The sequence below is a fragment of the Streptomyces sp. NPDC030893 genome (assembly GCF_055571535.1).
Genome location: NZ_JBVIFC010000001.1, coordinates 959696 through 979143, shown reverse-complemented (window position 1 = coordinate 979143; position 19448 = coordinate 959696). Strand labels below are relative to the sequence as shown.

Below are 19448 nucleotides of genomic sequence, written 5' to 3'. Positions count from 1 at the left end.
CGGGCCGCCGGGGTCAGACCCTGGTGACCGACGAGACCGGCATCATCCCGACCGGATCGTAGCGCACCGGGGCGCCCGGGTAGGGCGCGTGGATCACCTGGCCGTTGCCCGTGTACATCGCGACATGGCTGGCGTCGGAGCGGTAGACGACCAGGTCGCCGGGGCGTGCCTCGGAGAGCGGGACCTGCCGGCCGGCGTACCGCTGGGCCTGCGAGGTGCGCGGCAGCGCGACCCCGGCCTGGGCGTACGACCACTGGGTGAGCCCGGAGCAGTCGAAGCCGGCGGGGCCGTTGGCTCCCCACACGTAGGGCTTGCCGAGGGCGGAGCGGGCAGCGGCGACGGCCGCGGCCGCGCGGCCCGAGGCGGCCTCGGCGCCGGGGGCGGGCAGGTCCGTACGGGCGGAGCGGCCTGCGCGGTCCCAGGCGGCGCGTTCGCCGTCCGGGAGGGAGTTGAGCAGGCGCCGGGCCTCGGCGAGTTTGCTCTCCACGGTCCGCTTGTGGGCGGCGGCGGCCCTGCGGCTCCGGTCCAGCGCGCCGAGCTTTCCGGCCGCCTCCGCGCGGTCCTGGGCGAGGGAGCGCAGGGCGCCTTGGAGTTTCCTCAGCTCACCGGCCTGGTGGACGGTGATCCGGTCGAGGACGGAGGCCTTCTCGAGGTAGTCCTCCGGGTCGTCGGAGAGCAGCAGGGCGAGGGCCGGGTCCAGGCCGCCGGAGCGGTACTGGGCGCCGGCCAGCGCTCCGAGCGACTCGCGCATGGTGTTGACGCGCTGCTGTTTGCGGGCGATCCGGTCCTGCGCGGCGGCGATCTGCCGGCGCAGGCCGTCGGCGCGCTCGCCGGCCGCGTTGTACGCCTCGGTCGCCTTCTCGGCCTCCTGGTAGAGGCGGTCCACGTCGGCCGCCCGGGTGTCGTCGGACGGTGCCGCCGCGGCCGGTGCCGCGCCGAGGGCGGTGGCCGCCGCCGAGAGCAGGCCGAGGGCGACGACGGCACTCCGGTCGGATCCGGAGGACGGTGCGGTACGGCGATGGGACCCCACGGGAAGCCGCGCTCCTTGTGCTGACGGACAGGGAAACGCGGCAGACAGTAGCGTCGGGGGCGGCGGGCGGACCAACGGCCAGGACCCGCACATACGGTGACGCCCCGCCTGTGACCTGCGTCGGAGGCGGGGCGTGGGGCCGGGCGGCGCCGGTGCGATTCCCTCGAACGGACGCACCGGGCCGCGGCGGAAGCGCTAGACGCGGACGCCGAACATGAACGGGCCGCCGATGGTGTTCATCGACTCGTAGCGCACGACGGTGCCGGTGCGCGGGGCGTGGATGATCTGGCCGTTGCCCGCGTAGAGACCCACGTGGTGCAGGTCGTTGAAGAAGAAGACCAGGTCGCCGACCTTGAGCTGGCTCACCGAGTAGATCTTGGTGCCGTCGCCGGTCTGCGCCTCGGAGGTGCGCGAGATGCCCACGCCGGCCTGCGCGTAGGCCCAGGAGGTCAGGCCGGAGCAGTCGAAGGAGGACGGGCCGGTGGCGCCGTAGACGTAGGGGGTGCCGAGCTTGCTCTGGGCGGCGGCGAAGGCCGCGGCGGCGCGGCCGGAGCCGGCCGGGACGTTGACGGAGAGGGCTTCGCGCTCGCTGGTGCGGGTGGCGCGGTTCTCCTCCTGGGCGAGCTCGGCCTTCTGCTCGGCGGTGAGGGTGTTGAGCAGCTTCTGCGCGGAGGCGAGCTTGCCCTGGACTTCCTTCTTCTTCTTGCCCAGTTCGGTGCGCGTGGAGGAGAGGTCCTTGAGCTTCTCGGACGCCTCGGAACGCTGCTGGGCGAGTTCGCGCTGCTTCTCCTGGATCTTCTTCAGCGCGTCGACCTGCTGGGTGCTCAACTGGTCGAGGGTGGACGCCTTGTCGAGGTAGTCGTCCGGGTCGGCGGAGAGGAAGAGCTGCAGGGAGGGGTCTATGCCGCCGCTGCGGTACTGGGCGCTGGCCATCGTGCCGAGGCCGTCGCGCAGGTCGTTGAGCTCCTGCTGGCCCTTGGCGACGTTGTCCTGGATCGTGGAGATCTCCTTCTGGAGCTTCTCCTGCTTCTCCTTGGCGCCGTTGTACTTCTCGGTGGCCTGCTCGGCCTGCTCGTAGAGCTTGTCGACCTTGGCCTTGACCTCGTCCTTGCTCGGCTTCTCGCTCGGAGCGGCGTTGGCGGCCTGGGAGCTCATGACGACGGCAGCTGCGGCAGCGGTGGTGAGCACGGTCACGCGTGCGCGGCTCGGCTGCTTGGGACGACGGTGGGACGCCACGGAGACGAGCTCCTTCTCGAGAGTGATCGCGCGAGCGCGGGTTCGAAGGGAGACCTTAGTGATTCTCTTGTGATCAGTTCAAATCCCCGGACACAAAATCTCCGTCACAGCGGGTTTGCGCGGCCTCAACTCACCTGCAGTGATGCCTGCTTGACGCTACGTTGCGTGACGGTTCCGTCAATTCGGGCAATCGGCCTTGTACGTTGCACGAGGGACGGACGTGCATCAGATACTAGGAAAGCCTTTTGAGGAGCACCGCCGACGCGACGGGGCGTGCGCCCGCGCGGGCGACCCCGTCGGCGACCTCGCGGTCGGTGGAGGCGACGATGACGGGCCGCCCCGGCGGCTCCGCACGCACCAGCTGGCGGATGAGCTCGTCGGCGGTCACGCCCGGCTTGGAGAACAGCACGCGCACTCCGCGCGGCGGGGCGAGCAGCACCGGCGCGGCCAGTTCGGCGCCGTCGAAGACGCAGGTGACCTCGGCGCCGGTCTGGGCGGCGAGCTGGGCGAGCTGGCCCAGCAGGCGCAGGCGCTGCTTCTCCAGCGGCATCTGGGGATAGCCGGTCTTGGTCACGTTGTAGCCGTCGACGACCAGATGGGCCTGGGGCAGCGCCAGCAACTGGTCGACGACGGCCGGGTCGTTCTCGGACAGCGCGCGGGCGGCGATGTCCTTCGGGGTCATGCGACCCGGCTCCACGGCGTCCACGGTCTCGGCGGGCCGGACCGACACGGGAGGCAGCGCCAGCTCGCGCCGCAGCCCCTGGGCGGCGTCCAGCACCGTGTCGAGCAGCAGCCGTACCCGCATGTCCTCGACGCTGCGGCCCTCCCGGGCGGCCCGGCGCGCGGCCTCGAGGGCGGCCTCGGTCTCCCCCAGCCGGGCCTTGAGGCGCCGGCTCTCGCTCTCCGCGGCCGACACCTGGGCGTGACCCTCGGCGCGCGCGGTCTCCGTCTCGGCGCGCAGCTTGCGCAGGGCGGCCTCGCCGCGTTTGACGTCGCTGAGGGCGGAGCGCAGCTTGCGGTGGAGCGACTCGGTCTCCTTCTTCGCCGCTTCCAGCTCGGCGCGCAGCCGTTCGGTCTCGGACCTGGTGTGCTCGCGGGCCCGGTCGAGTTCGGCGCGCAGCCGCTCCAGCTCGGCCCGGGTCTCCTCGTCGGCGCGTTCGGCGTCGGCGCGCTGGGCCTCCTCACCGGCGGCGGCCACCAGTTTGACCCAGCCGGCCGGGCGGAGCACATAGGCCGCGGCCGCCACGTCGAGCGGGTCCGCGGCCGGGGGCGGGGAGCCCGAGTCGAGGGCACCGGTCAGTTCCGGCTGGGCCTCTCTGAGCTTGTCCCCGATGCGCTGCCGGAACAGCGGATCGGTCTCCAGCGCCGCCGCCATGGCGTTGCCGGCGAACTTGGCGCGGCGGTTCGGCGCGAACCGGGCGTACTGCCGGAGCTGGGTGGGGAGCTCGGCGACCGTGAGCCCGCCGAAGCCGTCGGCGACGATCTGCACGACCCGGCGGCGCACCCCGTCGGGCAGCGGACGGTCGAGCACCTCGGCGGCGCCGTCCTGCGGCCCCCCGCCCGTGGTCTCCACCATCCGTCACACCCCAATTGCCTGTGCGCGGCCCCGTGCGCGGGGTCGCCCGTCAGCGGGGCCCGCTCCGCTTCAGGAGCCGGCGCCCGGCCTGTCCACGAGTTCCACCTGGTCCACGGCGTTGCACCAGCGGCACCGCACCGACTCGATCGTCTCATCGAGCACCTCGCGCTCCTCGACCCTGGGCTCTCCGGCCAGGTCGAGGTGGACGTACTCGACGACCTTCGACGAGCGGGTCACGTCGAAGCGGGTGAGGTTGCCGCACAGGGTGCAGCGCCACCGCGTCGAGGCGGTCGGCAGAGGAACCGTCATCGTGGCTGTTCGCCTTCCTTCCAGTGTCCGTGACGCACCGGGCCGACCGGTGCGTGTGGCTCGTAACCCTACGGCCTGGCGGGTCCCCGCCGCCCGCCCGTCCACGGCCGCGAGGCGGTATGCGGGGTTCCGTCCGGTTGCGTCGTGCTCCGTGTCCATGATCCGCGACCGTGCGCGCCGGTCACCCGCACAGGGGGCCACCATCCCGCAAACTTGTTCGAAGCATGCCCTCGGGCCGTCCCGGCCTTCGGCTGGGGTTCCGGCCGGGCGACTACAGTGAGGTCCGCCCCTGCTCCGGCCCCCGAGGGAGAGAACCAGCCGTGATCACCGCGATCGTCCTCATCAAGACCAGCGTGGACCGGATCCCCGAGATCGCGGAGCAGATCGCCGCGCTGGACAGTGTCAGCGAGGTGTTCTCCGTCACCGGTACGTACGACCTGATCGCGATGGTGCGGGTGCGCGAGCACGAGGATCTGGCGGAGGTCATTCCCGGGCGGATCAGCAGGATTCCGGGGGTGGAGGGGACGGATACGCATGTGGCGTTCCGTACGTATTCGCAGCACGATCTGGAGGCTGCGTTCGCCATCGGGCTGGACAGCTAGCGCATTCTTTCGCCCCCGCCGCCCCTTCCCGTCCCGTCCCCGGGGGCGCTGCCCCCGGACCCCCGCTCCTCAAGCGCCGGAGGGGCTGAGTTCACGGGAGGGGCCGAGTTCAGCAGGATGAAGAGTTCTTCATCCCGGGTTCATGCCGGGGCTCCGGTGGGGTGGGGAGGATCGGGGCATGGTCTTCACTCGCCGGATGGCGGCGCTCGCCGCCGTCGTGCTGATTCCGCTGGGCGTCGCCGCGACCAGCTTCGCGCTCGCCGACAGTCCCGAACCGCCCAAGGTGCCGCCGCAGGTCGAGCTGGACAGCGGCTCCCCGACTCCCACGCCCACGGCCTCGTCCACGCGGCCCGAGCCGGCGCCGAGCGACGAGGTCGTCTCCCGGCCACCGGTGACCGACAGCCCAGCGGGTGATGACGATGACGACGACCGAGGCCAGGACACCTCGGACGACGACGGCCCCGGCGGTGACGACGGACCGGGCGACGACAACTGACGGCATCCGCCGGCGGATCTCCGCACGGGTCCGCATCCTGCTGTGGCTGCTGTTCGTCATGACCGTCGCCTTCGCGTCCGTCGCCATGACCACCCGCTCCTTCCTGCTGCGGGACGTCGACGCCCGGATCAACGGGCTGCTCTCCCAGGAGGCCGGCGAGTTCGCCAACTTCGAGCAGCGGGGCTTCGACCCGGAGACGGGCCGGCCCTTCACCGACCCGGACCGGCTGCTGCGGGTCTTCCTGGAACGGCAGTACGCCGACCCGGACGAGGAGCTGATCGGCCTGGTGGCCCGGCGCGGCGGCGGCCCGGCACAGATCATCCAGCCGCGCGACCTGCCCGTCGCGCTGCCGCTGCACCGGGACGCCGACGCCCGGCGGCGGATCTTCGCCTCGCCCGACGCCTCCGGGGTGCTGGAGCGGCCCGAGGGGGAGATCCGCTGGGCGAAGGTGCCCGTGGCCCGGCACGGCGGCGGCGATCCGGAGGCGGCGTTCGTCGTCGCCTTCCACCCCGAGCGCGAAGTGGCGCGCGTGAACGAGGTGTTCCAGGTGCTGCTCGCCATCTCGGGCGTCGCCCTGCTGCTGACCACCGGCATCGGCTGGGCGGTCGCCGGGCGGATCCTGCAGCCCGTACGGCTGGTGCGGACCGCCGCCGCTCAGCTCACCGAGCAGGACCTCACCCGCCGTATCCCGGTGCGCGGCCACGACGACATCGCCGCCCTCGCCGACACGTTCAACGCGATGCTGGACCGGCTGGAGCGGGCCTTCGCCGCGCAGCGCCAGTTCGTCGACGACGCCGGCCACGAACTGCGCACCCCCATCACCATCGTGCGCGGCCACCTGGAGCTGATGGGCGACGATCCGGCCGAGCGCGAGGAGACCGTCCGGCTCGTCACCGACGAACTCGACCGGATGAGCCGCATCGTGGAGGACCTGCTGCTGCTCGCCAAGGCCGAACGCCCCGACTTCGTCCGCCCGGAGCCGGTCCAGCTCGCCGAACTCACCGCCGACGTCTACGTCAAGGCCCGCACGCTGGGCGAACGCGACTGGCAGCTCACCGACATAGCCGACCGGGAGACCGAGCTGGACCCGCAGCGGATCACCCAGGCGATGGTGCAGCTCGCGCAGAACGCGGTGCAGCACACCACCACCGGCCAGACCATCCGCATCGGTTCGCGCGCGCGGGGTGCGCGGATCGAGCTGTACGTCGCCGACTCGGGGCCCGGGGTCCGGCCGCAGGACCGGGAGCTGATCTTCGAACGCTTCCGGCGCGGCACCTCCCGGCGCGGGGCGCGCGGCTCCGGCGCCGGGCTCGGCCTGTCGATCGTCAAGGCGATCGCCGAGGGCCACGGCGGCCGGGTCCGGCTGCACGACACCGAGGGCGGCGGCGCCACCTTCGTACTCACCCTGGAAGAGGCCCGCCATTGAACCGGATCCTGATCGTCGAGGACGAGGAGCGCATCGCGTCCTTCGTGGAGAAGGGCCTGCGCGCCAACGGCTTCACCACCACCGTCGTACCCGACGGCGAAGCCGGCTACGAGTACGCGCTGACCGGCGGTTTCGACCTGGTCGTCCTGGACATCGGACTGCCCGGCCGGGACGGTTTCACGGTGCTGCGCGAACTGCGCGAGTCGCGGGTGACGACCCCGGTGATCGTCCTGACCGCGCGGGACTCCGTACGGGACGCCGTGGCCGGCCTGGAGGGCGGTGCCGACGACTGGATGACCAAGCCGTTCCGCTTCGAGGAACTCCTCGCGCGGGTACGGCTGCGGCTGCGCACGGCGGCCCGGGCGCCGGAGGTGACGGTGCTGAAGTCCGGGTCGCTGAGCCTGGACCTGCGCACCCGCCGGGCCCGCGCCGGGGAACGCACCGTCGACCTGACGGCCCGTGAGTTCGTGCTGCTGGAACTGTTCCTGAGGCACCCCGGGCAGGTACTCTCCCGCGAGCAGATCCTCTCCCACGTGTGGGGCTACGACTTCGACCCGGGCTCCAACATCGTGGACGTCTACGTCCGCGCGTTGCGCAAGAAGCTCGGCGCGGAGAAGGTGGAGACGGTCCGCGGGATGGGCTACCGGCTCCCCGCGTGAGGGCCCGCGGCGGGCCGGACCCGCCGGGTGAAGTTCCCTTCATCTTCGGCTCATCGACGGCTCACCGCGCGGGTGAATCGTCGATGGCGTGACACTGAACCCCCGCTTGACCGTGGCCCTGTGCGTGGCCCTGTCGCTGTGCGCGCTGCTCGCGGTCCCCGGCAACTTCCCCGGTCTCGGCGGGGACGCCCGGCTCACCCTCTCCGTGTTCGCGCTGGCGACGTGCGCCTGGATCGGTACGCCGATCGACGACACCTACATCGCGCTGGGCGCCGGCCTCGCGCTGACGGTGACCGGGGTGATAAGCAGCGACACCCTGTTCGGCACCCTGGGCGACTCGACGGTGTGGCTGCTGATCTGCGCGTTCGTGCTGGCGGCCGCGGTCGCCCGGACCGGGCTGGCGGGGCGGGCCGCCGCCTTCCTGGTCGGCGGGGCGCGCACTGTACGGCAGTTGACGCACCTGACGACCGCCGCCCTGGTCGTCACGGCGTTCGCGGTGCCGGCCACCTCGGGCCGGGCCGCGCTCGCGCTGCCGGTGTTCCTCGCCCTCGCCAAGGCGCTCGCCGACCGGAAACGACTGGTCGTGATGCTGGCGCTGCTGTTCCCGACCGTGATCCTCCTCTCCGCGGTGGCGACCCTGATCGGCGCGGGCGCGCATCTGATCACCGTGTCGGTGCTGTGGGAGGCCACCGGGGACCGGGTCGGCTTCACCGAATGGCTGCTGCTGGGGCTGCCGCTGGCCGTGGCCTCCTCCCATCTGGCCGCCGAGGCCGTGCTGCTGACCACCACCCGGCGCGAAGACCGCACGGGCCCGGTGCACATCACCGCCGAGGAGATCCAGCGGCACAGCGACCGCCCGGTCACCGGAGCCTGGACGCAGGCCGAGAAGCGCTGCGCCCTGCTGCTGGCCACGGTGGTCGCCCTGTGGTGCAGCGAGCCGCTGCACCGGGTGCCGCCGGCCGTGGTCGCGCTGATCGGCGCGGTCGTCGCCGCCTCCCCGGCGCTCGGCACCGTACGGCTGAAGGACGCGCTGAAGACGGTGCCGTGGTCGCTGCTGCTGTTCATGGCGGCGACGATGGCGATGGGCGTGGCCCTCGCCGAGTCGGGCGCGGCGAAGTGGCTGGTCGGCGGGCTGCCCGCGGGCATCACCCCGGTGATGTTCCTGGCGGTCGTCGTCGCGGTCAGCACGGCCGCCCATCTGGTCCTGCAGTCCCGCTCCGCCCGCTCCTCCGTACTGGTCCCGCTGGTGGTCGCGGCGGCCGTCGGCGCCGGGGTGAACCCGGTCGCGGCGGCCCTCGCGTCCACCGCCGCCGCCGGCTTCTGCCACACGCTCCCGGCCTCCGCGAAGCCGGTCACCCTCTTCGCGGAGATCCCCGGCACCCCCACCTACACCCCGCGTGACCTGCTGCGGCTCTCGGCCGTACTGGCCCCGCTCACCGCCGCCCTGGTCCTGCTGTTCGCCGTCGCGGTGTGGCCGCTGCTCGGCGTCCCCGTGACTCGCTAAGGAGTTCCTCTCATGCTGAACCGTGTCGTGGTCGCCCCCAGCGGCTTCAAGGAGTCCCTGTCCGCGCAGGCCGCCGCCGACGCCATCGCGGCGGGCGTCCGCCGGGTGCTCCCGGACGCCGAGATCGACCGGATCCCCCTCGTGGACGGAGGTGAGGGCACCGCCTCGGCGCTCGCCTCCGCCACCGGCGGCCGGCTGGTCGCCCTGGCCGCCACCGGGCCGGTCGGCGAACCGGTCGGCACCCACTTCGCGGTGCTCGGCTCCCAGGACACGGCGGTGGTGGAGATGGCGGCGGTGGCCGGCCTCTCCCTGGTCCCCCGCACCCGGCGCGACCCGGGCGCCACCACCACCTACGGCGTCGGGGAACTGATCCGCGCCGCCCTCGACCGGGGCGTACGGCGGATCCTGGTCGGCTGCGGCGACTCCGGCACGTCCGACGGGGGTGCGGGGGCGCTCCAGGCGCTCGGCGTCCGGCTGCTGGACGCCGACGGCTTCGAACTCGGGCACGGGGGCCGGGAGCTGGCGCGGCTGGCACGCGTCGACGCGGCCGGGCTCGATCCCCGCCTCGCGGACGTGGAACTCCTCGTCGCCTGCAACCCGTACAACGTGCTGTGCGGGGAGCGGGGCGTGGCCCGGGTGTTCGGTCCGCAGAAGGGGGCGACGCCGGGGCAGGTGGAGGAGTTGTCGGCGGCGCTGGAGAACTGGGCGCGGGTGCTGACCTCGGACCTCGCCGTCAGGGATGTCGACCTGCGCCTCGGGCGCGGCACGGGTGCCTCCGGGGGGCTGGGCGCGGGGCTCGCCGCGCTGGGCGCGTCGCTGGTGCCGCGCTTCCCGGTGCTGCTCGACCACCTCGACCTGGACGCCCGGCTGGCCCGGGCCGATCTGGTCGTCACCGCCGAGGGGGCCCTGGACCACCAGACGCCGCGCGGCAAGGTGCCGGCGGAGGTGGCCAGGCGGGCGAAGCTGTCGGGGCGGCCGGTGCTGGCGCTGGCGGGGACGCTGGGTGAGGGGGCGGGGGAGGTGCCGGGGGTGGATGCGTGCCATGGCATTCTGCCGGCGCCGATGGCTCTCGCGGAGGCGCTGGTGCGCGGCGCCGAGCTGTTGACGGATGCGACGGAGCGGGCGCTGCGCATGATCGTGCTGGGCGCCCGGCTGCCCGTGCCGGCCCACCAGTAGTCCCGCCCCCGCCGCCCCTTCCCGTCCCGAACCTGGGGCTCCGCCCCGGACCCCGCTCCTCAAACGCCGGAGGGGCTGATTCCAGCCCCTCCGGCGTTTGAGGAGCAGGTCCGGGGGCGAGGGAACGCTCAGTTGCGCGCGCCGCCCTCGACCAGCTCACGCACCGCCCGTACGAACCGCTCCACGTGCTCGTCCGGCGTACCCGCGCCGAAGCTCACGCGGAGCGCACCCGCGGACGGCTCACCGCACCCTCCCCGGTCCTCCCCGTCACCACCGAGCAGCCTCCGCACCAGCGGGTGCGCGCAGAACAACCCGTCCCGCACCCCGATGCCGTACTCCGCGGACAGCGCCGCCGCGAAGTCGGAGCTGTTCCAGCCCTCGACGACGAAGGAGAGCACGCCCACGCGCGGGGCGTCGTCCCCGAACAGCGACAGGAACCGCACCTCCGGCACGTCCGCGAGCCCCTCGCGCACCGCGCGGATCAGCCGCTCCTCGCGCGCGGCCAGCGCCTCGAAGCCGGCCTCGGTGAGCGCCTTGCAGGCGGAGGCGATGGCGTGGGCGCCGATGACGTTGGGCGAGCCGGCCTCGTGCCGGGCGGTGCCGTCGTGCCACTCGACGTCCACTCCCCCGTCCGCGCCCCGGCCGACCCTGCGGCTGGCGCCGCCGCCCGCGAGGTAGGGGTCGGCCTCGCGCAGCCAGTCGGCGCGGCCCGCCAGCACACCGGAGCCGAAGGGGGCGTACAGCTTGTGCCCGGAGAAGGCGACCCAGTCGACGTCCAGGTCGCGCACGCTCACCGCGTGGTGCGGGGCGAGCTGGGCGGCGTCCAGCACGATCCGCGCGCCGTGCGCGTGCGCGGCGGCGGCCAGCTCCCGTACGGGCCACAGCTCGCCGGTCACGTTGGAGGCGCCGGTGACGCAGACCAGGGCCGGACCGTGGGGCTCGCGGTCGGCGAGGGCGCGCTCCAGTGCCGTCACGGCCCGGCGGGGACTGTCGGGGGCGTCGAGGAACGTGACGCGGGCGTCGCGCCAGGGCAGCAGGGAGGCGTGGTGCTCGGTCTCGAAGACGAAGACCTCGCAGCCGTCGGGGAGGGCGGCGGCGAGCAGGTTGAGGGAGTCGGTGGTGGAGCGGGTGAACACCACCTGGTCCCCGGTCCGGCAGTCGAGGAACTCCGCGACGGTGCGGCGGGCGTTCTCGAACAGGTCGGTGGAGAGCTGGGAGAGGTACCCGGCGCCCCGGTGGACACTGCCGTAGTACGGCGCGTACGCGGCGACGTCGTCCCACACCCGCTGGAGGGCCGGGGCGCTGGCGGCGTAGTCGAGGGCGGCGTAGGTGACCTCGCCACCGGTGACGAGGGGAACGGTGACGTCCCGGCCCAGCACGGGCAGCGGGGCGCGGACGGACGGGTCGGCGGCGGTGGTGGCGGAGAGGGACATGGCGGAACTCCCGTGGGGCAGGCGGAATCCTCGCGCGAGCGGACGACGCTCAAGCGCGGAAGGAGAAGGAAAGGGGGTGCGCGGGCGGGGCTCGACGGCCCTAGGGCCTGTCTGACAATTCCCGCCGTCGCCCGGAGGGCGGCCCCGCGGCGTCAGGTGCGTGCTCTCGCTGTGCCGGGCGTAGAGCCTCGTACTGGATGTACTTGGCTCTGCGCCCGGTGCGGCGAGAGTACGTGCATGGCGTCGCGGGGCAGGCGGGAATTGTCAGACAGGCCCTAGCACATTCGCTTGCTCATGGGAGGCTCCTCGACGACCAGGACCCCTGCCCTCATCGAGGAAGCAAAAGCGTCGAGGGGTCCGCGCTTGCCGTAAACCTCGCTGCCTACGGCCTGGTCCTCACCCGGGGCACCCCGCCACGGACGGAGGGTTGCCGGACAGCCGGCCGGGGCCTGATGGCTGTCACTCATGACCTGGACAGGAAAGTACGTGAAGTGATCGATGTCCCGCAACCCCTGTCCGGATCGCGGGACATGGACCGGCGTCGGACGGTTACGCGTTGCTGACGGCCACCCAGCGTTCCAGGACCCGCTTGGCGGCTCCCGAGTCGATGGACTCGGCCGCCTGCGCCATCCCGCCGCGGATCCGCTCGGTCAGGGTGCCGGAGCCGGGCTCCAGGGCGACCAGGGCCGCCGCCGAGTTGAGCAGCACCGCGTCCCGCACCGGGCCCCGCTCGCCGTCCAGCAGGCGGCGGGCGACCTCCGCGTTGTAGGAGGCGTCGGCGCCGCGCAGGGCCTCCACCGGCACCAGCTCGATGCCCACCTCGCGGGGGTCGAAGGACTCCTCGTCGACCTTGCCGTCACGGACCACCCACACCTTGGAGGTGGCGGTGGTGGTCAGCTCGTCCAGGCCGTCGTCGCCGCGGAAGACCAGCGAGGAGTGGCCGCGCTCGGCGAAGACCCCGGCCATGATCGGCGCCATCCGGGGGTCGGCGACGCCGACCGCCTGCGCCTTGACCTGCGCCGGGTTGGCCAGCGGGCCGAGGAAGTTGAACACGGTGCGGATGCCGAGCTGGCCGCGCGCGGCGGCCACATGGCGCAGCGCGGGGTGGAACTTCACCGCGAAGCAGAAGGTGATGCCCGCCTCCTCGGCGACCTCGGCGACCCGTCGCGGGGTGAGTTCCAGGTTGACGCCGAGCTTCTCCAGGACGTCGGAGGCACCGGACGCGGAGGAGGCCGCCCGGTTGCCGTGCTTGACGACCTTCGCTCCGGTGCCGGCCACGACGATCGAGGACATCGTGGAGATGTTCACCGTCTTGGCGCCGTCACCGCCGGTGCCGACGATGTCGACCGTGGCGCCCGGCACCTCGATCACATGCGCGTGGGCGTACAGCGCCCGTACGCAGCCGGTGATCTCCTCGACGGTCTCGCCCTTGGCCCGCAGGGAGACGGCGAAGCCGGCGATCTGCGCGTCGGTCGCCTCGCCCCGCATGATCAGGTCCATCGCCCAGGCGGTGTCGTCGGCGGACAGGTTCGTGCCGTCCAGCAGTCCGTTCAGCACGGCGGGCCAGGAGCGGCCCGCCGCGGTGTCGCCTCCAGCGGGGGTCACAGCGCTCATGGCCGCTCCAGATGGTCGTAGAAGAGTCGCGGGAACCGGAAGGGTCCCGGGTTCCACCCTATCCAGCCCCGGGGACGCCGAAGGGCCCCCGTCCGCAGAACGGACGGGGGCCCTTCGCCGTCGTGTGGCGACTGGGGTGAGGCGCGGAAGGTGATCAGTGGTGGCCGTGGCCGCTCGTGATCTCCTTGTACTCCTCGACGGTCGGCTTCGGAATCTGGGACTCCTCGCCGTAGTAGCCCTCGCTGAGCTTGGCGCGCAGCCGCTCGCTCATCTTCACCTTGCGCCGGACGCCGTTCTCGTCGACCTCCGGGCCGATCTCGAGCGGCTTGTACTGCTCGTGCGCGGTGAGGGTGTGCAGCTGCTCCTGGCTGAGCGGCTCGTGGACCTCGATGAACTCACCGTGCGGCAGGCGCTTGATGATGCCCGCCTCGCGGCCGTGCAGCACCTTGTCCTTGTCCCGGCGCTGGAGGCCGAGGCAGATCCGCTTGGTGACCACGAACGCGACGACCGGTGCGACGAAGAAGCCGATCCGGACGAACCAGGTGATGGCGTTGATCGACAGGTCGAAGTGGGTGGCCCACAGGTCGTTGCCACCGCCGACGAGGAGCACGAAGTACAGCGTGATCCAGGCGACACCGAAGGCGGTGCGCGTCGGGGCGTTGCGCGGGCGGTCCAGGATGTGGTGCTCGCGCTTGTCGCCGGTGATCCAGGACTCGATGAACGGGTAGACCGCGATCGACACCAGGACCAGCGGGAAGATCATCAGCGGGACGAACACACCCAGGGCGAGCGTGTGACCCCAGAAGTTGATCTCCCAGCCCGGCATGACACGGATCAGGCCCTCGGAGAAGCCCATGTACCAGTCGGGCTGGGCGTTCGTGGAGACCATGTCCGGCCGGTAGGGGCCGATGTTCCAGACCGGGTTGATCGTGGCGATCGCCGAGATGGCCGCGAGCACACCGAAGACCAGGAAGAAGAAGCCTCCGGCCTTGGCCATGTACACCGGCAGCAGCGGCATGCCGACGACGTTCTTGTTGGTCTTGCCGGGACCCGCGAACTGCGTGTGCTTGTGGTAGAAGACCAGGATCAGGTGCGCCACCACGAGGCCGAGCATGATGCCCGGCAGCAGCAGGATGTGGACCGAGTAGAACCGGGCGATGAAGTCGTCACCCGGGAACTCGCCGCCGAAGATGAAGAACGCCAGGTACGTGCCGACGATCGGCACGGACAGGACCGCGCCCTCCATGAAGCGGATACCGGTGCCGGAGAGCAGGTCGTCCGGGAGCGAGTAGCCGGTGAAACCGGTGAACATGCCGAGGACGAACAGCAGGAAGCCGAACAGCCAGTTGATCTCACGCGGCTTGCGGAACGCGCCGGTGAAGAACACGCGCATCATGTGCACGAACATGCCGGCCAGGAAGACCAGCGCGGCCCAGTGGTGGATCTGCCGGATGAGCAGACCGCCACGGACGTCGAAGCTGATGTCCAGCGTCGACTTGAAGGCCTCACTCATCAGCTGTCCCTGCATCGGGACGTAGCTGCCGTGGTACTCCACCTCGTTCATCGACGGGTGGAAGAACAGCGTCAGGTACACACCCGTGAGGATGATGATGAGGAAGCTGTAGAGGCAGATCTCACCCAGCATGAACGACCAGTGGTCGGGGAAGATCTTCCGCATGTTGGCCTTGGCCAGGGAGTAGATCCCCAGCCGGCCGTCGGCCCAGTCGGCGACGCGTTCGCCGGCCGGTGCCTTCCCGCGCGAGCGGGACTCGGGCGTGGTTGCAGTACTCATCCGCGCTCCCAGAAGGAAGGACCGACGGGCTCGTCGAAGTCGCCGAGCGCTTCGAGGTAGCCCTCGTCGTTCACGCCGATGCGCAACTGCGGCAGGGCGTGACCGGCGGGACCGAAGATCACCTTGGCACCGTCGGAGAGGTCGAAGGTGGACTGGTGACAGGGGCACAGCGCGTGATGCGTCTGCTGCTCGTACAGGGAGATCGGGCAACCGACGTGGGTGCAGATCTTCGAGTAGGCGAGGATCCCCTCGTGCGACCACTCCAGCGACTGCTTGTCCTTGATCTCGTCCGGCTGGATGCGGACGAGCATCAGGGCGGCCTTGGCGATCTCGGTCATGTAGCCGTGCTCGTGCGGGTCGAGACCCTCGGGCTGGGCGAAGGTGAGCGAGCCGACGATGATGTCGGACGGCCGCAGCGGCTCGTTCGTGTTCATGTTGACCAGCAGCTTGCCCTTGGACCACGCGGTCTCGCGCAGCTTGGTCCCGGGCAGCGGTCCGAGGTCGCGCAGCAGCACCACTCCGGAGAGCGGGAACAGGGCGAGCGCGCCGAACATGGTGTTGCGGATCAGCTTCCGGCGGCCGATCACCGACTCCTTGGCACCCTGGCGGAAGTCGTCCATGACCTTCGCCTTGACCTCGGGGGAGGCCTCGATCGGGTGCCGCTCGTCGGCGATCTCGTGGTCCGACATCAGCGTGCGGGCCCAGTGGACCGCGCCGGCGCCGATGGCGAACAGCGCGACACCGAGGGTCATCCCCAGCGCGAAGTTCAGCGCGCTGATGTGACCGAGCATGAAGATGTAGACGGTCTTGTCGACCGGGATCGTCACGAACGAGGCGATGAAGCCGACGGTGGCCAGCATCGACAGCGTGAACAGCAGGGCGACCGTACGCTCGGACCGCTTGGCGGCCCGCTCGTCCAGGTCCTGGATCCGGGGCTCGTGCGGCGGCAGGCCCGGGTCGGCGAACGGGTTCTTCTCGTCCGCGAGCTTCACCGCGCCGTGGGGCGTGTCCTGCCCCGCGGGCAGGTTCTCTTCGGGAATGTCTTGGCTACTCATGACTTCTTGGCCTTTGCGGTCCGAGCGGCGACCCAGACGGCGACCGCGATCAGCGCGCCGAGTCCGAAGACCCACGCGAACAGACCCTCCGAGACCGGGCCGAATCCGCCGAGCGACATGCCGCCGGGGCTCTCGGAGTCATCGCTGTTGACCGTGTCCAGGTACGCGATGATGTCCTTCTTGTTCTGCACGGACAGCGTGGTGTCCGGGAAGGAAGGCATGTTCTGCGGGCCGGTGAGCATGGCCTCGTAGATGTGCTTCGGCGCGACGTCCTCGAGGTCCGGGGCGTACTTGCCGTTCGTGAGCGCGCCGCCCTTGCCGGTGAAGTTGTGGCACTGGGCGCAGTTGTTGCGGAACAGTTCACCGCCCTTGGCGATGTCGGCACCCTCGGGACCGTACTGCTCCTCGGTGGGGATCGCCGGACCGGCGCCCAGGGAGGCGATGTACGCGGCAAGCTGGTCGATCTCGGCCTGCGTGTAGACGGCGGGCTTGTCGGGCAGCTGCGCGGCCTGCGAGGTGGCGGCCGGCATACGGCCGGTGCTCACCTGGAAGTCGACCGCGGCGGCGCCCACGCCCACCAGGCTCGGACCGTCGGTGGTGCCCTGACCGCCGGTGCCGTGGCAGCTGGCGCAGCCGACCGCGTAGAGCTTCTTGCCCTCCTCGATGGTGAGGGACTGGGCGGTTTCGTCGGCCTGCGCCTTGTCCGCGGGTGCGAACACGGCGTAGAGCCCCCCGGTGCATGCCAGCGCGAGGAGTAGGACGACGAGCGCCGCCAGCGGGTGGCGTCGTCGTGCGGAGAGCTTTTTCACGGATTACCCCGGTGTCAGGATCTTCTGCGTCGATGCTTCTGGTTGGTGCGCTGCTTCGGAGCGCGCAAGGCTGTGGGCCCGTGCTACTTGATCATGTAGATCGTGGCAAAGAGGCCGATCCAGACGACGTCGACGAAGTGCCAGTAGTAGGACACGACGATGGCCGCCGTCGCCTGCTCGTGAGTGAACCTCCGTGCCGCATAGGTCCGGCCCAGGACCAGCAGGAAGGCGAAGAGACCGCCCAGCACATGCAGGCCGTGGAAGCCGGTGGTCAGGTAGAAGGCCGATCCGTACGCGTCGGAGGAGATGGACAGGCCGTAGTGCTTGACCAGCTCGGTGTACTCGAGGACCTGTCCTCCGATGAAGACCGCACCCATGATGAAGGTGACGATGAACCACATCCGGAGCTTCTTCACGTCACCGCGCTCGGCGGCGAAGACGCCGAGCTGGCAGGTGAGGGAGGAAAGCACCAGGATCGTGGTGTTCCCCGCCGAGAACGGGAAGTTCAGGTAGTCGGCCTTCTCCGACCAGAACTCGGGTCCTGTCACCGATCGCAGGGTGAAGTACATCGCGAAGAGGGCCGCGAAGAACATCAGCTCGGAACTCAGCCAGATGATGGTTCCGACGCTGGTGAGGTTCGGTCGGTTGACCGACGGGTGCGCGTGCCCGGTGTCTACTGTCGTTGCTGTCGCCACGCCGACATTATGTCGGTCGCTTATCCCGCCCTCACTCCCGGGGGTGCCGTTCGGTGTGTTCCCCCGTCCTGGACTGCCCGGATGGCCCACCCGGAGCCCGGTCGGAGCCGGGTCGGAGCCCCGTCACGGCCGCCTTCGAAGCCGTGTCCGAACCGGTGTTGACAGGCGGTCCGAGGGGGTAGCATCCGCGCCATCGGTACCCGAAGTTCCCGACAGAGCCGTGCCCTCTCTCTTACGCGTGGAGGAACAATGCAGGCGACCGCCACGGTGCTGGTCTACAGCGACGACGCCAACACCCGGGAGCAGGTGCGGCTCGCCACCGGGCGGCGGCCGGCGCCGGACGTGCCCGTAGTGGAGTTCGTGGAGTGCGCGACCCAGGCCGCCGTGATCACGGAGTTGGACCGGGGTGGCATCGACGTATGCGTGTTCGACGGCGAGGCCGTGCCGATGGGGGGCATGGGGCTGTGCCGGCAGATCAAGGACGAGGTCTTCGACAGCCCGCCGGTGCTGCTGCTGATCGGGCGTCCGCAGGATGCCTGGTTGGCGACGTGGAGCCGGGCGGAGGCGGCGGTGACCTTGCCGGTCGAGCCGGTGGAGTTCGCGGCCGCGCTGGCGGCGCTGCTGCGGCAGAAGCGGTTGCAGAGCGCGTAGTGACTCCGTTGGTTCTGCGGTGTGGCGGCTGCGGGCCGTTGTGGCTGGTCGCGCAGTTCCCCGCGCCCCTTCGGGGGCGTTACACAGCCGTGGGCCGCAGGCGTGACGTCTCCTCGGTGTGCGGGGACGTGTTGGTGGTCAGGGCGCTGCCCTCGCGCCATGTGGGCCAGTCCAGGTTCCAGTCGCCGTAGCCGTTGCCGAAGGGTTCCATCGTGTCGCCGGCCGAGTTGACGACCTCCACGATGTCGCCCTGGCGGACGGTGTCGAAGAACCACTCGGCGTTCGCGGTGTTCATGCCCACGCAGCCGTGGCTGACGTTGGCGTAGCCCTGGGAGCCGACGGACCACGGGGCGGCGTGCACGTACTCGCCGCTCCACGTCACCCGGGTGGCGTAGCGGACGTCGAGGTCGTACGACTCCGCGGAGCCCTCGGCGATGCCCACGGTGCTGCTGCGCATCCGTACGAAGGGCTCCTTGGCGAGGACCACCTTGACGCCGTTGCGGGTCTCGAAGCCGGGCTTGCCGGTGGTGACGGGGATCTCCTTGATCTCCTCGCCGTTCTTGTAGACCGTCAGCCGGTGGGCGGCCGCGTCGGTGAGGGCTATCACCCGGTCACCGGTGCGGATCGTCAGCGGCTCGGAGGCGGTGCCCCGGAGCCGGTCGCCGACCCGGATGCCCTCCAGGGCGCTGCGGACGCGGATGGTGGCGTGCGCGGGCCAGTAGTCCTTCGGGCGGTAGTGCAGCTTCTTGTCGTCGACCCAGTGCCAGGCGCCGCTCACGGCGGGCGTGGAGTCGACCTTGAGGGCGCGTTCCACCACGGCCCGCTGGGCCCGGTCCCTGACGGGCTCGTTCAGCTCCGCGGTGAGGGGCTGGCCGACGCCGTACGTGCCCGCCTGGGGGCCGAAGGCGACGGCCAGGGGTTTGGCGGCGGCGGGTCTGCCGGTGGTGAAGGTGAGGACCTTGCGGCCGGGGGCGCCGTCCTCGTCCTCGGTGCTCACCCGGACCGTGTACTGGGCACTGGCGGCCAGCGGGGAGGTGCTGTGCCACCGGCTGCCGTCGGCGGCCAGTTCGCCCGCCAGGTGGCGCCCGGAGGCGTCCACGGCGGTGACGTCCGTGATGCGTCCGTCGGAGTCCTCGGCGACGACTTCCAGGGGCTTGTCGGGGTCGGCGGGCCCGCCCCCGTCGACGGAGCCGCTGAAGGAGATCTGGTCCGCCGCGTCGTACGGCTCGGCGGACAGCGGACTGCCGTCGGAGGAGCAGCCGGTGACGCCCGCGCCGAGGGCGATCACCAGCAGCGTGCAGCCGGCGAGGCGGCTCCGGCCGGCGCCCGCGCCACGGGGGGACTCTGTCTGTCTCATGGCCTCACGCTAGGAAGCGGGGCCCGCG

18 protein-coding genes and 1 riboswitch are annotated in these 19448 nt (G+C 71.4%); of the genes, 7 read left to right on the top strand and 11 right to left on the bottom strand.

Annotated elements, in window-relative coordinates; translation table 11 throughout:
- Nucleotides 1–13 precede the first annotated feature (13 nt).
- The 4 genes from ACZ434_RS04365 to ACZ434_RS04350 form a co-directional block, all read right to left on the bottom strand.
- Nucleotides 14–1030 (bottom strand): C40 family peptidase, encoded by a 1017-nt coding sequence (locus ACZ434_RS04365; protein WP_468451615.1) that lies wholly within the window; start codon nt 1028–1030, stop codon nt 14–16.
- Nucleotides 1031–1225: 195 nt separating this feature from the next.
- On the bottom strand, nt 1226–2266 hold the full coding sequence (locus tag ACZ434_RS04360; protein ID WP_468451613.1) for a C40 family peptidase: 1041 nt from the start codon (nt 2264–2266) through the stop codon (nt 1226–1228).
- A gap of 232 nt (nt 2267–2498) precedes the next feature.
- Nucleotides 2499–3842: an NYN domain-containing protein gene (locus ACZ434_RS04355; RefSeq protein WP_468451611.1), complete on the bottom strand. Its 1344-nt coding sequence runs from the start codon at nt 3840–3842 to the stop codon at nt 2499–2501.
- A gap of 69 nt (nt 3843–3911) precedes the next feature.
- Nucleotides 3912–4151, bottom strand: coding sequence for a hypothetical protein (locus ACZ434_RS04350; RefSeq protein WP_004989130.1), 240 nt, complete (start codon nt 4149–4151; stop codon nt 3912–3914).
- 320 nt (nt 4152–4471) lie between these two features.
- Between ACZ434_RS04350 and ACZ434_RS04345 the strand changes: the two genes are divergently transcribed.
- The 6 genes from ACZ434_RS04345 to ACZ434_RS04320 all read left to right on the top strand — a co-directional run bounded on the left by ACZ434_RS04345 (nt 4472) and on the right by ACZ434_RS04320 (nt 10014).
- Entirely contained in the window at nt 4472–4753 is a 282-nt protein-coding gene (locus ACZ434_RS04345) for an Lrp/AsnC family transcriptional regulator (protein WP_103543497.1), read from the top strand.
- Nucleotides 4754–4931: 178 nt separating this feature from the next.
- On the top strand, nt 4932–5249 hold the full coding sequence (locus ACZ434_RS04340; protein ID WP_468451608.1) for a small secreted hydrophilic protein: 318 nt from the start codon (nt 4932–4934) through the stop codon (nt 5247–5249).
- Between the two features lie 58 nt (nt 5250–5307).
- Nucleotides 5308–6675: a sensor histidine kinase gene (locus tag ACZ434_RS04335; RefSeq protein ID WP_468451819.1), complete on the top strand. Its 1368-nt coding sequence runs from the start codon at nt 5308–5310 to the stop codon at nt 6673–6675.
- Nucleotides 6672–7334 (top strand): response regulator transcription factor, encoded by a 663-nt coding sequence (locus ACZ434_RS04330; protein WP_468451606.1) that lies wholly within the window; start codon nt 6672–6674, stop codon nt 7332–7334. The genes ACZ434_RS04335 and ACZ434_RS04330 overlap by 4 nt, the downstream gene beginning before the upstream one ends.
- A gap of 88 nt (nt 7335–7422) precedes the next feature.
- On the top strand, nt 7423–8838 hold the full coding sequence (locus ACZ434_RS04325) for an SLC13 family permease (protein ID WP_468451604.1): 1416 nt from the start codon (nt 7423–7425) through the stop codon (nt 8836–8838).
- 12 nt (nt 8839–8850) lie between these two features.
- On the top strand, nt 8851–10014 hold the full coding sequence (locus ACZ434_RS04320; RefSeq protein WP_468451602.1) for a glycerate kinase: 1164 nt from the start codon (nt 8851–8853) through the stop codon (nt 10012–10014).
- A 128-nt stretch (nt 10015–10142) separates the two neighbouring features.
- Here ACZ434_RS04320 and ACZ434_RS04315 read toward each other — a convergent pair whose 3' ends face one another.
- From ACZ434_RS04315 to ctaE, 6 genes are all read right to left on the bottom strand, one after another.
- The gene (locus ACZ434_RS04315; RefSeq protein WP_468451600.1) at nt 10143–11447 is read right to left on the bottom strand and encodes an aminotransferase class V-fold PLP-dependent enzyme; all 1305 of its coding nucleotides are present in this window, start codon (nt 11445–11447) and stop codon (nt 10143–10145) included.
- A 354-nt stretch (nt 11448–11801) separates the two neighbouring features.
- Nucleotides 11802–11918: riboswitch (SAM riboswitch) on the bottom strand.
- A 78-nt stretch (nt 11919–11996) separates the two neighbouring features.
- Nucleotides 11997–13061: an anthranilate phosphoribosyltransferase gene (gene trpD, locus ACZ434_RS04310; protein ID WP_468451598.1), complete on the bottom strand. Its 1065-nt coding sequence runs from the start codon at nt 13059–13061 to the stop codon at nt 11997–11999.
- 154 nt (nt 13062–13215) lie between these two features.
- On the bottom strand, nt 13216–14853 hold the full coding sequence (qcrB, locus tag ACZ434_RS04305) for a cytochrome bc1 complex cytochrome b subunit (protein WP_468451596.1): 1638 nt from the start codon (nt 14851–14853) through the stop codon (nt 13216–13218).
- Nucleotides 14850–15908, bottom strand: a complete 1059-nt coding sequence (gene qcrA / locus ACZ434_RS04300; RefSeq protein WP_468451594.1) for a cytochrome bc1 complex Rieske iron-sulfur subunit — start codon at nt 15906–15908, stop codon at nt 14850–14852. Before qcrA ends, qcrB begins: the two co-directional genes overlap by 4 nt.
- Complete coding sequence (qcrC, locus tag ACZ434_RS04295) at nt 15905–16717, bottom strand: cytochrome bc1 complex diheme cytochrome c subunit (RefSeq protein ID WP_468451592.1); 813 nt, start codon at nt 16715–16717, stop codon at nt 15905–15907. Before qcrC ends, qcrA begins: the two co-directional genes overlap by 4 nt.
- Before the next feature lie 83 nt (nt 16718–16800).
- Nucleotides 16801–17412 (bottom strand): aa3-type cytochrome oxidase subunit III, encoded by a 612-nt coding sequence (ctaE, locus tag ACZ434_RS04290; protein WP_468451590.1) that lies wholly within the window; start codon nt 17410–17412, stop codon nt 16801–16803.
- Nucleotides 17413–17661: 249 nt separating this feature from the next.
- Here ctaE and ACZ434_RS04285 point away from each other — a divergent pair, with 249 nt between their 5' ends.
- Nucleotides 17662–18063, top strand: a complete 402-nt coding sequence (locus ACZ434_RS04285; protein WP_468451588.1) for a hypothetical protein — start codon at nt 17662–17664, stop codon at nt 18061–18063.
- 79 nt (nt 18064–18142) lie between these two features.
- Here the strand turns inward: ACZ434_RS04285 and ACZ434_RS04280 are convergent, their stop codons facing one another.
- Nucleotides 18143–19420: a L,D-transpeptidase gene (locus tag ACZ434_RS04280; RefSeq protein WP_468451586.1), complete on the bottom strand. Its 1278-nt coding sequence runs from the start codon at nt 19418–19420 to the stop codon at nt 18143–18145.
- Between the last annotated feature and the right edge of the window lie 28 nt (nt 19421–19448).